The 13,444-nt window shown below is 65.8% G+C and carries 12 protein-coding genes; 5 read left to right on the top strand and 7 right to left on the bottom strand.

Going from position 1 to position 13,444, the window contains the following annotated elements:
* Positions 1–7: 7 nt before the first annotated feature.
* The 3 genes from ASG75_RS03945 (at position 8) to ahpF (ending at position 3,822) form a co-directional block, all read left to right on the top strand.
* Positions 8–1,321: a dicarboxylate/amino acid:cation symporter gene (locus ASG75_RS03945; protein WP_082547487.1), complete on the top strand. Its 1,314-nt coding sequence runs from the start codon at positions 8–10 to the stop codon at positions 1,319–1,321.
* Positions 1,322–1,499: 178 nt separating this feature from the next.
* The gene (gene ahpC / locus ASG75_RS03950) at positions 1,500–2,063 is read left to right on the top strand and encodes an alkyl hydroperoxide reductase subunit C (RefSeq protein WP_056385896.1); all 564 of its coding nucleotides are present in this window, start codon (positions 1,500–1,502) and stop codon (positions 2,061–2,063) included.
* A 148-nt stretch (positions 2,064–2,211) separates the two neighbouring features.
* Positions 2,212–3,822, top strand: a complete 1,611-nt coding sequence (ahpF, locus tag ASG75_RS03955) for an alkyl hydroperoxide reductase subunit F (RefSeq protein ID WP_056385898.1) — start codon at positions 2,212–2,214, stop codon at positions 3,820–3,822.
* A 70-nt stretch (positions 3,823–3,892) separates the two neighbouring features.
* Here the strand turns inward: ahpF and prpE are convergent, their stop codons facing one another.
* The 3 genes from prpE to ASG75_RS03970 form a co-directional block, all read right to left on the bottom strand.
* Positions 3,893–5,788, bottom strand: a complete 1,896-nt coding sequence (gene prpE, locus ASG75_RS03960; protein ID WP_056385901.1) for a propionate--CoA ligase — start codon at positions 5,786–5,788, stop codon at positions 3,893–3,895.
* A 176-nt stretch (positions 5,789–5,964) separates the two neighbouring features.
* Positions 5,965–6,948 (bottom strand): malate dehydrogenase, encoded by a 984-nt coding sequence (locus ASG75_RS03965; RefSeq protein ID WP_056385903.1) that lies wholly within the window; start codon positions 6,946–6,948, stop codon positions 5,965–5,967.
* A 66-nt stretch (positions 6,949–7,014) separates the two neighbouring features.
* On the bottom strand, positions 7,015–8,214 hold the full coding sequence (locus tag ASG75_RS03970; RefSeq protein ID WP_056385905.1) for an aminotransferase class I/II-fold pyridoxal phosphate-dependent enzyme: 1,200 nt from the start codon (positions 8,212–8,214) through the stop codon (positions 7,015–7,017).
* Positions 8,215–8,375: 161 nt separating this feature from the next.
* On the opposite strand from ASG75_RS03970, the gene ASG75_RS03975 reads away from it, so the two are divergent.
* A complete protein-coding gene (locus ASG75_RS03975) occupies positions 8,376–8,630 on the top strand; it encodes a GlsB/YeaQ/YmgE family stress response membrane protein (RefSeq protein ID WP_056385907.1) in 255 nt (84 codons plus the stop codon).
* Between the two features lie 39 nt (positions 8,631–8,669).
* Here the strand turns inward: ASG75_RS03975 and ASG75_RS03980 are convergent, their stop codons facing one another.
* The 3 genes from ASG75_RS03980 to ASG75_RS03990 form a co-directional block, all read right to left on the bottom strand.
* The gene (locus ASG75_RS03980; protein WP_056385909.1) at positions 8,670–9,095 is read right to left on the bottom strand and encodes a YidB family protein; all 426 of its coding nucleotides are present in this window, start codon (positions 9,093–9,095) and stop codon (positions 8,670–8,672) included.
* Between the two features lie 162 nt (positions 9,096–9,257).
* A complete protein-coding gene (locus ASG75_RS03985; protein WP_056385911.1) occupies positions 9,258–9,767 on the bottom strand; it encodes a peptidylprolyl isomerase in 510 nt (169 codons plus the stop codon).
* 264 nt (positions 9,768–10,031) lie between these two features.
* Positions 10,032–11,825: a 3-hydroxybutyrate oligomer hydrolase family protein gene (locus tag ASG75_RS03990; RefSeq protein ID WP_082547517.1), complete on the bottom strand. Its 1,794-nt coding sequence runs from the start codon at positions 11,823–11,825 to the stop codon at positions 10,032–10,034.
* Positions 11,826–11,977: 152 nt separating this feature from the next.
* Here ASG75_RS03990 and ASG75_RS03995 point away from each other — a divergent pair, with 152 nt between their 5' ends.
* A complete protein-coding gene (locus ASG75_RS03995) occupies positions 11,978–12,637 on the top strand; it encodes a response regulator transcription factor (RefSeq protein WP_056385915.1) in 660 nt (219 codons plus the stop codon).
* Positions 12,638–12,700: 63 nt separating this feature from the next.
* Here the strand turns inward: ASG75_RS03995 and ASG75_RS16200 are convergent, their stop codons facing one another.
* Entirely contained in the window at positions 12,701–13,279 is a 579-nt protein-coding gene (locus ASG75_RS16200; RefSeq protein WP_157616889.1) for a hypothetical protein, read from the bottom strand.
* Positions 13,280–13,444: the final 165 nt, after the last annotated feature.

Genomic DNA, 13,444 nt, shown 5'->3' on the forward strand with positions numbered 1-13,444 from the left:
AACCCCCATGAGCACATCGACTCCTCTCGCAAAACGCATCCTCTGGGGCCTGGTGATCGGCGTGGTCGCGGCCGTGGCCACGCTGGGCATCGGCCAACTGCACCCACCCACGCTGGCGCTGATGCAGAAAATCTCCGGTGCGGTGTTCGACCCGCTCGGGCAGATCTTCCTGCGCATGCTGTTCTTCGTGGTGATCCCGCTGGTGTTCACCTCGCTGGCCTCCGGCGTGGCCCAGCTCGGCCGACTGGATCGGCTCGGTCCGTTGGCCGGGCGGACCTTCCTGCTGTTCTTCCTCAACATGGGCATCGCGGTGGCGATCGGCCTGGTGATGATGAACACGGTGCAGCCGGGCCACCACCTGGACGAACAGGCGCGCATCCAGTTGATGCAGGAATACGGCAGCCGTGCGCAGCAGTCGATCGACAAGAAGGCGGCCCAGCCCAGCATGAGCTTCGGCACGCTGGTGGAGATGTTCATGCCGCGCAACCTGGTCGGCGCCGTGGCCGGTCCCAGCCGCGACACGCTGGGCGACGTGCTGCCGCTGATCCTGTTCGCGATCCTGGTCGGTGCGGCCGCCACCCAGCTCAGGGAGAAGGAACGCAAGCGGGTGCAGGCCGCGCTGGACACGATCACCGACCTGATGACGAAGATCGTCGGCTTCGCGCTGGAGCTGGCTCCCTATGCGGTACCGGCGATGATCTACAGCGTGATCGTCAAGGTCGGCGTGGACGTGCTGCTGGCACTATCGGTGTTCGTGGTCGGCTGCACTGTGGCGCTGGCGCTGCACCTGTTCGGCACGATGTCGTTGTGGCTGCGCTTTCTGGCCGGACGCTCGCCGCTACCCTATTTCCGGCAGATCCGGCCGCTGCTGATCACCGCGTTCTCGACCAGTTCCAGCAATGCCTGCCTGCCCGCCTCGCTGGCGGTGGCGCACGACGAGCTGAAACTCTCGCCCAGTACGGCCGGCTTCGTGCTTCCGCTCGGCGCGACCATGAACATGAGCGGCACCGCGTTGTTCGAAGGCTGCGTGGTGCTGTTCGTGGCGCAGGCGTTCGGCGTGGAACTGACCCTGAGCCACCAGGCCATCCTGATGTTGCTGTCGGTGCTCAGCGCGGTCGCCGTGGCCGGCATCCCGGGCGGCTCGCTGCCGATGATTGCCGGCCTGCTGGCGACGTTCGGCATTCCGCCGGAGGGCATCGGCATCGTCATCGGCGTCGACCGCATCCTCGACATGATGCGCACCACGGTGAACGTGGGCAGCGACATCGTCACCGCCACAGTGGTCGACCACCAGTTGCGCGACCGCCTCGCGGCGCCGTAACTCCTCGCACACGATGTGCCGACCGGTGGGGCTTGAAGCTGCCCCGCCTGACCTTACATGTGAATAATTAGGTGATAGCTACAACCAATCGAACCGATGTCGACAATCAATTAGATTTATCACATCGGGAGCCGTAACATCTGTTTCATCCTTCAACCACCACGGGAAGCAAGCCAAGATGTCCCTGATCAATACCGAAGTGAAACCGTTCAAGGCCCAGGCCCTCAAGGCCGGCCAGTTCATCGAAGTCACCGACGCCGACCTGAAGGGCAAGTGGTCCGTCGTGTTCTTCTACCCCGCCGACTTCACCTTCGTCTGCCCGACGGAGCTGGAGGACCTGGCTGACAATTACGCCGAATTCCAGAAGCTGGGCGTCGAGATCTACTCGGTCTCCACCGACACCCATTTCGCGCACAAGGCTTGGCACGACACCTCCGATGCGGTGAAGAAGATCAACTACACGATGGTCGGCGATCCGACCCATGCGATCTCGCGCAACTTCGACGTGTTGATCGAAGACGCCGGCATCGCCGATCGCGGCACCTTCGTGATCGATCCGGCGGGCAAGATCCAGATCGTCGAGATCACGGCCGGCGGCATTGGTCGTGACGCCAAGGAACTGTTGCGCAAGGTGAAGGCCGCGCAGTACGTCGCCGCCCATCCGGGCGAAGTCTGCCCGGCCAAGTGGAAGGAAGGCGAGAAGACCCTGGCGCCGTCGCTGGACCTGGTCGGCAAGATCTGATCGTTTCGATCTGATCAGCCCCGCGCGAAAGCGCCACGGACCCGGAGTTCTTCCGGGTCCGCTCTACCAAAGTATCAGTGCAACGTCGACGCCCGGGTCCGCCCGGGTGCTCGCCACGCACGCCCCGAAGAAACCCACGGAGTCCGTCATGTTGGATGCCCATCTCAAAACCCAGTTGAAGGCCTATCTGGAAAAGGTCACGCAGCCGATCGAGATCGTTGCGTCCCTGGACGACAGCGCCAAGTCCGCCGAACTGAACGAACTGCTCGAGGAAATCGCCGCGCTGTCCGGCCAGATCGCCCTGGTGCGCCGCGACGACGATGCGCGCAAGCCCTCGTTCGCGATCAATCGCGTCGGCAGCGACATCGGCGTGCACTTCGCCGGCATTCCGCTGGGCCATGAATTCACCTCGCTCGTGCTCGCCCTGCTGCAGGTCGGTGGACATCCGTCCAAGACCGCGGCGGACGTGATCGAGCAAGTGAAGAACCTCGATGGTCCCGCTCCAGACGGCGTGTTCCGTTTCGAGACCTATTTCTCGCTGTCCTGCCAGAACTGCCCCGACGTGGTGCAGGCGCTGAACCTGATGAGCGTGCTGAACCCGAAGATCCAGCACGTCGCCATCGACGGCGCGCTGTACCAGGACGAGGTCGAGGCACGCCAGGTGATGTCGGTGCCCACCGTCTACCTCAACGGTGAAGTGTTCGACCAGGGCCGCATGAGCCTGGAGCAGATCCTGGCGAAGATCGACACCGGCGCCAGCGCCCGCGTAGCGGAAAAGATCCAGGCCAAGGGCGCGTTCGACGTGCTCGTGGTCGGTGGCGGCCCGGCCGGCGCAGCCGCGGCGATCTACGCCGCACGCAAGGGCATCCGTACCGGCGTGGCGGCCGAGCGTTTCGGCGGCCAGGTGCTGGACACCATGTCGATCGAGAACTTCATCTCGGTCAGCGCCACCGACGGCCCGAAGATGGGCGCGGCGCTGGAGCAGCACGTCAAGGAATACGACGTCGACATCATGAACCTGCAGCGCGCCGAGAAACTGGTGCCAGCCAGCGAGCCGGGCGGCTTGATCGAAATCGAACTGGCGAACGGCGCCACGCTGAAGTCGAAGACCGTGATCCTTTCCACCGGCGCACGCTGGCGGCAGATGGGCGTGCCCGGCGAAGACGCGTACCGCAACAAGGGCGTGGCCTATTGCCCGCACTGCGACGGCCCGCTGTTCAAGGGCAAGCGTGTGGTAGTGATCGGCGGCGGCAACTCCGGCGTCGAAGCGGCGATCGACCTGGCCGGCATCGTCAGCCACGTCACCCTGGTCGAGTTCGACGGCAAGCTGCGTGCGGACGACGTCCTGCAACGCAAGCTGCGCAGCCTGCCCAACGTCGACATCATCGTCAGTGCGCAGAGTACCGAAGTGCTGGGCGACGGCCAGAAGGTCACCGGCCTGGTCTACAAGGACCGCGTCGACGGCGTGATGCACAGCCTCGAACTGGAAGGCATCTTCGTGCAGATCGGCCTGCTGCCGAACACTGAGTGGCTGAAGGGCACGCTGGAACTGTCGCCACGCGGCGAAATCGTGATCGACGAACGCGGCCAGACCTCGCTGCCCGGCGTATTCGCCGCCGGCGACGCCACCACGGTGCCGTACAAGCAGATCGTGATCGCGATGGGGGCCGGTTCCACCGCCGCGCTGAGCGCGTTCGACCACCTGATCCGCAGCCCGGTGGTGGCCGCGAAGACGGCAAAGGAAGCCGTGGCTGCCTGACCGCCGGAGATCATCCGGGCAGAAAACAAACGGGACGGCTTCGGCCGCCCCGTTTGCCTGATGGCTCCCTTCAACTGCCCTGATCGGGCCCGCGCTCCAGCGCACGGCGGATATCGTCCAGCGCACCCGGGTCGTCCAGCGTGGACAAGTCCCCCGGATCGCGCTGCTCCGCCAGCGCCTGCAGCGAGCGGCGCAGCAGCTTGCCGGAACGGGTCTTCGGCAAGGCACTCACCACGTAGACACGTGACGGTTTCGCCACGCCGCCAAGCTGATCGACCACGCACTGCTGCATCGCCCGCGCCACCGCGCCGACACCGTCACCGGCGTCCTGCTTCAGCGTGGCGAACACGATCGGCACCTGCCCCCTCAGCTCGTCCTTCACGCCGATCACCGCCACCTCGGCCACCGCCGGGTGGCTGGCCACCGACTCCTCGATCTCGCGCGTGCCCAGGCGGTGACCGGACACGTTGATCACGTCGTCGGTGCGGCCAAGCACGAACGTGTAGCCGTCCTCGTCGCGAACCGCCCAGTCCAGCGAGCTGTACAACAGCTCCGTGAAGTGGCTGAAGTAGCTGTGCACGTAGCGGTCGTCGTCGCGCCACACGGTGGTCAGGCAGCCCGGCGGCAGCGGCGGCTGGAATACCAGCACGCCCTTGGTCCCGGCCGCGACTTCCTTGCCGGTGTTCTCGTCGATCACCTTCATCCGGTAACCCGGCGCCGGCAGGCCGGGCGAGCCGAATTTCACCGGCTTCAGCTCCAGCCCCGGCATCAGGGTGATCGCCGGCCAGCCGGTCTCGGTCTGCCAGTAGTTGTCGATCACCGGCACGCCGAGCGCGTCGGTGATCCACTGCGCGGTCGGCTCGTCCAGCGGCTCGCCGGCGAGGAACAGCCACTTCAGTTTCGACAGGTCGTACTTCTTCAGCCAGCTCTCGTCCTGCTTCTTCAGCACGCGGATCGCCGTGGGCGAGGAGAACATCGCGCGCACGCCGTACTGCTCGCACAGCCGCCACCAGATGCCCGCATCCGGCCGCGTCGGCAGCCCTTCGTACAGCAAGGAAGTGGCGCCGCCGATCAGCGGGCCGTAGACATTGTAGGAATGCCCCACCGCCCAACCCACGTCCGAGGTGGCGAACATCACCTGCCCCGGCGCGATGTCGAACACGTAGCGGATCGACAGCGCCATCGCCACCGCGTAACCGCCCACGTCGCGCTGCACCCCCTTCGGCTTGCCGGTCGTGCCGGAGGTGTACAGCAGATAGCTCGGCTCATTCGACTCCAGCCAGGTCACCGGTACCTCGGCGCCCTCGTACTGCACGCGCAGTTCGGCGTAGTCGAGGTCGCGGCCGGCCATGCAGGTCATCTGCGGATCGAGTTTGCGATCGACGATCAGCACGTGCGGCGGCGGCGCCGAGGCCTCGTCCAGCGCCGCGTCGACCAGCGGCTTGTACGGAATCACCTTGCCGCCGCGCATGCCGGCATCGGCGGCGATCAGCAGCTTCGGCTGCGCATCGTCAATGCGCAACGCCAGGTTGTGCGAGGCAAAACCGCCGAACACCACCGAGTGGATCGCGCCGATGCGTGCGCAGGCCAGCATGGCGAACACCGCCTCGGCGATGTTCGGCAGGTAGATCACCACGCGGTCGCCCTTGCCCACGCCCAGCGACTGCAATACCGCGGCGAACGCGTTCACCTCGCGGTGCAGCTGACGGTAGGTGAACTCGCGGGTGATGCCGGTCTCGCTGGAAATCGCCACCAGCGCCAGTTGCTCCGCGCGCTCGGCGAGATGGCGATCAACCGCGTTGTAGCAAAGGTTGGTGGTGCCGCCGACGAACCAGCGCCGGAACGGCGGATTCGACTGGTCGAGGACCTGCTGCGGCGGCGTATGCCAGTGGATCAGCCGCGCCTGCTCGGCCCAGAACTGCTCCGGCTCGTCGATCGACTGCCGGTAGAACTCCTCGTAGCGCATACGTATTCCATCAGGCTTGGAGACGGATCAAGCCTAGACCAGACACGGTGCAGCGGGCACTCGACTTTCGGCGTACGTCCGAATGAAAACAGGCCGGCAAGGCCGGCCTGTTTCGAGTCGCTGGATCCCGTATCAACGTGCACCCCCGTACTGCACGGGATGACGCCTTCCTGGCGTCACTTGGCGAACAGGTGCTCGACGCCGGCGCGCTCTTCGCGCAATTCCTTGTCGGTGGCGTCCATGCGGGCGCGCGAAAAGTCACTGACCGCCAGGCCCTGCACGATCTCGTACTTGCCGTTCTTCACGGTGACCGGGTAACCGTAGATCACGCCCGGCTTGATGCCATACGAACCGTCGGACGGGATGCCCATCGAGACCCAGTCACCTTCAGCGGTGCCCCGCGCCCAGTAGCGCATGTGGTCGATCGCGGCCGAGGCCGCCGAAGCCGCCGACGAGGCGCCGCGCGCCTTGATGATCGCTGCGCCGCGCTGCTGCACGGTCGGGATGAAGTCGCTCTCGTACCAGGCCTGGTCGATCAGCGACATCGCCGCCTTGCCGTTGACGGTGGCGTGATGGATGTCCGGGTACTGGGTCGAACTGTGGTTGCCCCAGATCGTCATCTTCTTGATGTCGGTGGTGTGGCTGCCGGTCTTCTCGGCCAGCTGCGACAGCGCGCGGTTGTGGTCGAGGCGGACCATCGCGGTGAAGCACTTCGGGTCCAGGTCCGGCGCGTTCTGCTGGGCGATCAGGGCATTGGTGTTGGCCGGGTTGCCAACCACCAGCACCTTCACGTCACGCTTGGCATGCGCGTTCAGCGCCTTGCCCTGCGGGCCGAAGATCGCGCCGTTCGCCTCCAGCAGGTCCTTGCGCTCCATGCCCGGACCGCGCGGGCGGGCACCGACCAGCAGCGCGTAGTCGACGTCCTTGAACGCGACGTTCGCGTCGTCGGTGGCGACCACGCCGGCCAGGGTCGGGAACGCGCAGTCGTTCAGCTCCATCACCACACCCTGCAGCGACGGCAGTGCCGGGGTGATTTCCAGCAGGTGAAGGATCACCGGCTGATCCGGGCCCAGCATGTCGCCGGCGGCGATGCGGAACAGCAAGGCATAACCGATCTGGCCGGCGGCGCCGGTGACGGCAACTCGAACGGGGGCTTTCATGGACGATGACTCCTTCTTGGGTGTTCATTTATGCGGCGCGCACGGGGCGCTCCGCAGGGAAAATAGTCAGCTCAGCTCGGCGAAGAACTCGGCGATGCGCGCCAGGCCCGGCTGCAGTTGGGCGATCGGGCAGGTGTAGGAAATGCGCATCGCGCGCGGCTCGCCGAATGCGGAACCGGGCACGCAGGCCACGCCCTTGGCTTCCAGCAGCGCGGCGCAGAACTCCACATCGTTGTTGATCTTCGTGCCGTGATGGCTCTTGCCGAACGCCACGGAAATGTCGGGGAACGCATAGAACGCGCCCTGCGGCCGCGGACAGGCCACGCCGGGAATCGCGCCGAGCGCGGCAACCACGATGTCGCGCTTGCCGGCGAACTCCGCGCACCTGGCGCGCGGGACGTCCTGCGGGCCGCTGAACGCCGCCACCGCCGCCGCGGTGATCACTTCCGGCAGGCTGCTGATGTGGTTGGAGTTGAGCGTGGTCACCGCCTTGGCCACCAGCTCGGGGCCGGCAATCAGGCCCACGCGCCAGCCCGGCATGCCGTAGGTCTTGGACACCGAGTCGACGAAGACCACCCGATCGCGCAGCTCGGGCCTGGCGAACACGAAGTTGTGGTAGCCGATGCCGTCGAACACCATCGAGTTGTAGATGTCGTCGGTGATCACCCAGGTATCCGGATGCCTCACCAGCACGTCGGCCAGTGCGGCGATCTCCCCGGCGGTGTAGACCATGCCGGTGGGATTGGACGGGTTGTTGAACAGGAACACCCTCGGCTTGCGCGCCAGCGCCGCATCGAGCTGGGTCGGGGTGAGCTTGTAGTTCTGCTCCGGCCCGCAATGCATCACGTTGACCTTCGCGCCCATGATGTCGGCGATGTCGCGGTAGGTGGTCCAGTACGGCGCGGCGAAACAGATCTCGTCGCCCTCGTCCAGCAGCGCTTCGGCCAGGTTGTACAACACGTGCTTGGCGCCGATGCCGATCGACAGGTTCATCCGGCCGTAGCCGGAGAAGCCCAGCGCCTCGATGTGCTTGAGGAACGCATCCAGCAACACCTCGGCGCCGCGGTTGCTGCCGTACTGGCCGGAGTCGTGCGACAGCGACTCGCGCGCGGCGGCATACACATGCTCGCCGGGCAGGAAGTTCGGTACACCGATGGAGAAGCTGATGATGTCGCGGCCGGCAGCCTTGAGCTGCTTCGCCTTCTCGGCAATTACCATGATCGCGCTGGGTTTGGCGCGGCCGACACGCTGGGCGAGCTGGGGCATGGGTATCTCACGCGGGGGAGGAAGCAAAGGCGCCCATTTTATCACGCCGCCCGGACCCGGCGCTGGCTGCCGGCTCTACACGCCACAGCGACACGATCCGGGCATGATGGGCGCGCCCGCGCGACGGGTACCGTGAGACCTCACCTGCGAAGGAGATCCGCATGCACTGGCTTTGGGTATTCGTGATCGGACTGGTCGTCGGCCTGGTGGCCAAGCTGCTGATGCCGGGCAAGGACCCGGGTGGCTTCATCATCACTGCCATCATCGGCATCGCCGGTTCGCTGCTGGCGACCTGGGTCGGCCAGAACGTATTCGGCTGGTACCAGGAAGGGCAATCCGCCGGTTTCATCGCATCGGTGATCGGCGCGGTCGTGTTGTTGCTGCTGTATCACCTGGTCAAGCGCAAGTCGGCCTGACCGCCGTCCCGGTGGAGCCCCGCTCCACCGGGACAGTCTTCAACCGAGCAGCTTGCCGGCCAGCCCTTCGAGCATGCCCAGGTCAAAACCACCACCCTGCCCCTGCGCCGGCACCTGTCCATCCGGCGTCACATGGTCGACCGCACGCGGCAGCACCTTCGACAGCCCGCCCAGCAGGACATTCGGGTCCACACCCAGCTTGCCTGCGGCTTCCTGCACCAGCGAACCCAGGCCGCCGCCCTGCAGCGCCTGGCCCAACTGGTCGCCCGACACCGGCTGGTTCGCGCCCGTGCCGACCCACGACTGCACCGCGCCGCCCAGCCCATGCTGCTGCAGCATGCTGACCAGACCCTGCACCCCACCCGCTTTCTCGATCAGCTGCCCCGCGACGGCAATCAGCGAACCGGTACCCGCCTGCGCTCCCTGTTGTCCCTGGCCACCGAGCAAATCGTTGAGGAATGACATCGTCGTTCTCCCTGGAAGGTGATGGATCGAATGTGCAGCCCGCCGATCATAAGCCGCCTCGAAATTCGCCATGACAACGCTTCGTGAAGACCAGCCGGGAAATGCCACAAAAAAACCGCCGGCTGCCGACCGGCGGTTTCCTGTGATCCGAAGGCGCCAGACTCAGCCGCGCTGGTCGAGCACCGCGTTCCATTCCGCCACACGGTCGGATTGCGCCGCCAGCAGCGCATCGACGTCGCCGTCCACGCTGACCTTCTCGATCGTGTCGCCCTGCTGGATCGCGTTGACCACGTCCATGTCGGCCGCATCGACCACTTCGCCGAACACGCTGTGCTTGCCGTCCAGCCACGGCGTAGGGCCGTGGGTGATGAAGAACTGGCTGCCATTCGTGCGCGGACCCGCATTCGCCATCGACAGCACACCCGGCTTGTCGTGGCGCAGCGACGGATTGAACTCGTCCTCGAACTTGTAGCCCGGGCCGCCGCGACCGCTGCCCTCGGGGCAGCCGCCCTGGACCATGAAGTCGGCGATCACGCGATGGAACGACAGCCCATCGTAGTAGCCGCGCCGGGCCAGATTGACGAAGCTGGCGACCGTCACCGGTGCCTTGTCTTCATGCAGGCGCAGGTGGATCGGGCCGCGGTTGGTGGTGAAGGTGACGTTGATGGTCATCGCAAATCCTTGGGTTTGAAAGCTGCTCCGCGCCACGACACGGGCACGAAGGCTGTCAAGAATAACCCAGCGAGCTTGATGAAGCAGCGACCATGGTTTTCGCGCCGAGCCGCGTCTTCAACTACCGTTCGCCCTGAGCGTAGCGCAGCGTACGTGGGGAGCGGCCATGGATGGCCGCAGCTTTGAGGAACGAGGAAGTCGAAGGGCGGCCCTTCGACTTCGGCCCGCTGGGCCTACGCTCAGGGCGAACGGTGAGGCTAGATTCTATGGCAGGCCCAGCATGCTGCGATCCAGTGCCCCCGCACCGCGTGGCTGCGTCGCTGGCGTCGGCATCTCGACCGGCCATGCAGCGCCTTCATACAGATGCGCCCACAACCGGTCCAGCGCCGCGTAGCCATACGGCAGCAGCGGCACGTGATGCTCGCCGAAACCGGGCAGCGCAAGGAACGCATCGAAGTGCTGCGCACGCGGCACCTTCCAGTAGATCGGCCGGCGCCCTTCGTCGCGCAGCCACGCCACGTACGGCTCGGAACTGAACGCCGTAGGCAGCAGGCCGTCGCCGGCGCCGTGCAACACCCACAGCGGCAGGTCCTTGCGCGGCAGCCGCGCCGCGGTGGCGGCCACCGAAGCATGCAAGGCTTGCGCTTCGTGGTCGTCGCCGGTCCACAGTGCGCGCAGGCATTCGCTGCCGAGCAGGGTGGGGTCGACCGAGACATTCATGCCGCCGAACAGGCCGATGCCGTTGCCGGGCGGAATGCCCGAACCATCCGCCCACCAGGCCGCCCGTGTGACGGGATCGGCCACGCCCGGCAATCCGCCCACGCCGACCGCCGCGTAGTGAAAGCTGCACGGCATGTCGGTGGCGCCGCGGCGCAGGTAGGCCGAGGCGTAGCCCGCGGCGATCACCCGCCACAGGTCGAACGCGGTCGTGCTGGCGGCCGTACTCATCGCCTCGTCGGTCCAGCCCCGCGCGTGCAGGTATTGTCGTGCCTGCTCCGCCTGCACGGCCACGGTGTTGCCGCCGAGCTTGCCCTGTGCGCGCAGGCTGGCACAGCGGATCGGCCATGTCGGCAGCGGCACGTTGCGCGGTCCGCGCGCCAGCGGAACCGTGGCGAAATAGTCGGCGCTCAGCGCGCATGGCAACCAGATCGCCGCCTCGGTGGCGTAGTCGTACAGCGCGCGGCCACGATCCTGCACGTGCACGTTCGGTTCCAGCGCCACCACGCCGGCGAAGAAATGTTCCTGATCCAGTCCCACCGCCTGCAGTACGGCGCCGCCGCCATTGGAGATGCCGACAGCGATGACCTTCGTGTTCTGTGGCGTGAACGGCGCCTCGGCGGGGAACGCGCGATCGAGCATGGCCAGCCCGAACTGCGCCGCCTGGATCACGTGCCGGCCCCAGTCGGCTTCCGGGTTGTCGCCCGAATGCACATGCTTGATCGCGATGCCCGCGGCAGGCGAAGCCGGCGGCGGCTGGAATTCCAGTTCCGCCCCGCCGCGTCTCGCGCGGCGGCCGTCCAATGCCGCGCCGCTGTCGTCGGCGTAGTCGAAATAACCGGCACCGGTGCCCTTGTCGGTGTACGCCACCGCGCAGCCATGCGGCAAACCCCAGGCGCCCGCAAGCGCGATCGCGCCATAGATGCCGCGCGAGCCGGACGAGGCCGTCACCACCAGGCAACGTCTCTGCCTGTCGAAGTTGTCGGGCAGTTGCAGCAGCACACGATGCGGCGAACGGGCGCCGGGAATGCGCGCAAAGGCCTGATATTCGCGGCCCGGCACGTTCGGCACGCCGCCGTACACCGTGCCGTAGCCGCCGAGCGGACCGAGGTCGGCGATGCCCTTCCAACTGGTCTGGATCGCGCGCCGGCGCAGCTCCTCCGCACCGGGATCCAGTGGATGGGCGAACGGCGACGGCAAACCGGCCAGGCCCATCAGGCCAAGACCCGCGCTCAACAAATCATCGTGACCGCGATGCCCGGTCACTCGCACTTCGCCGTAATCGACTTCATGCATGGCAGAGTCCTTCCTCGTCATGTTGCCGACACAGGCCGACAGCATGACGGATACCAGCGCGGACAAGAACAGCGGTAGCGAAATGCGGGCGGATTTCTTCATCGGGTCACCATAACAAGCGCATCGCCGGCCGCCATCGTACGAAAGTCCATGTGCCGAACTCGACGTAGCCGCCGTGGCCCGCTAACTTCAACAGAATGACGAGCCTGCTGATCGCCGACGACCACCCGCTGTTCCGCGCCGCGCTGCGCCTGGCGGCCAGCGAAAGCCTGCCCGGCTGCGTGGTGCGCGAAGCCGCGAATCTGCCCGGCGTACTCGACGCGCTGGCCGCCGAGCCGGATACCGACCTGGTCCTGCTCGACCTGCACATGCCCGGCAGCCAAGGCCTGTCCGGCCTCGCCGCGTTGCGCGGCCAGCATCCCGGCGTGGCCGTGCTGGTGGTGTCGGCCCACGACGAACCGCGCATCGTGCGCCGCGTGCTCGATCACGGCGCCGCCGGCTTCATCCCCAAGAGCGCCAGTCCAGCCGAGATCGGCGCAGCGATCTGCAGCGTGCTCGACTGCGGCAGCTGGCTGCCGCCCGGCCTCGCCGACGCCGTCGCTGCCCTGCCCGCCGACCCCGCCGATACCGATCTCGCCAGCCGCCTGGCCCGCCTCACCGAACAGCAATCCCGAGTGCTCGCCTTGCTCGCCGAAGGTCTATTGAACAAACAAATCGCCGATCGCCTGTCGATCCAGGAGCGCACAGTGAAGGCGCATGTCACGGCGATCTTCGAGAAGCTCAGGGTGCGGAATCGGACGCAGGCGGGGATGTTGTTGCGGTCGTTGGATCTAGGGGAGCCGGCGCGGGTTGGTTGAGCGGATCAGACGCCACGAAGACGGACGTTTAGAGGGCAGCTTCCGCGACTGGTCCAGTCGTATTCACGCAAACGAGGAGCCACAACCTTCCTCAAGTAGCGGCGCGACGGGAAGGCTGTGCGGCTGTTGCGGAATAGGGTCTGTCCCAAACGTCGTCTGCAGCTCGAACGCGAGTTCGTCCCGATAGCTAAATCCGTACTTCGCAAGGGGAGCATTGGGAGCTATCACAGTTTCCAGACACGCAACCAAGTTCGAAAACATGTCGCCCCGGATCAGAGTCAATATGACTTCGCTTTCCGTCCAACCCCCATTCACTCGTCGAGTTAGCTGAGGTGTGCCGCCATGCGTGTATTTGTGGAGCCACTTGGCTGTTCCCCCTGTCTTCAGACCGTCAGACATCTTCTGAATATCTGGGAAGGTGGGAATGAGTGATTTGAGCATATCCCCAAGTCCCGGGATGTCTGCCTCAGGGCTATCGACTGACGTCGTCGGGAGTGCTTGAATTTCACTGCAGGTGGCGACGTAGACGAACCAGTAACCTGCTGTGGACGCCTCGAGCACTGGCCGCAACAGTGCTCCGCCAGTTCCGTATTCCCCAGCCTCCACCAGGCGAACAAGAGCTGAGTGGTGCTCAAGCGCCAAGTCTATCGCACACCTTGCAAAGGTTGCGCGCAAAGAGGGAGCCTCGCCCGTTGGCATAAGGGATTTCATTCGATCATTGTGTCTTCGCGACAAATGGCAACGCTCTAAGATCATTCGCAGAGACTCTGCATCCATTGACCTTCCCCCTTTAGCGCATGGCGACAA

It is taken from the genome of Rhodanobacter sp. Soil772 (assembly GCF_001428385.1).
In the GTDB taxonomy this organism is placed as follows: Bacteria; Pseudomonadota; Gammaproteobacteria; order Xanthomonadales; family Rhodanobacteraceae; genus Rhodanobacter.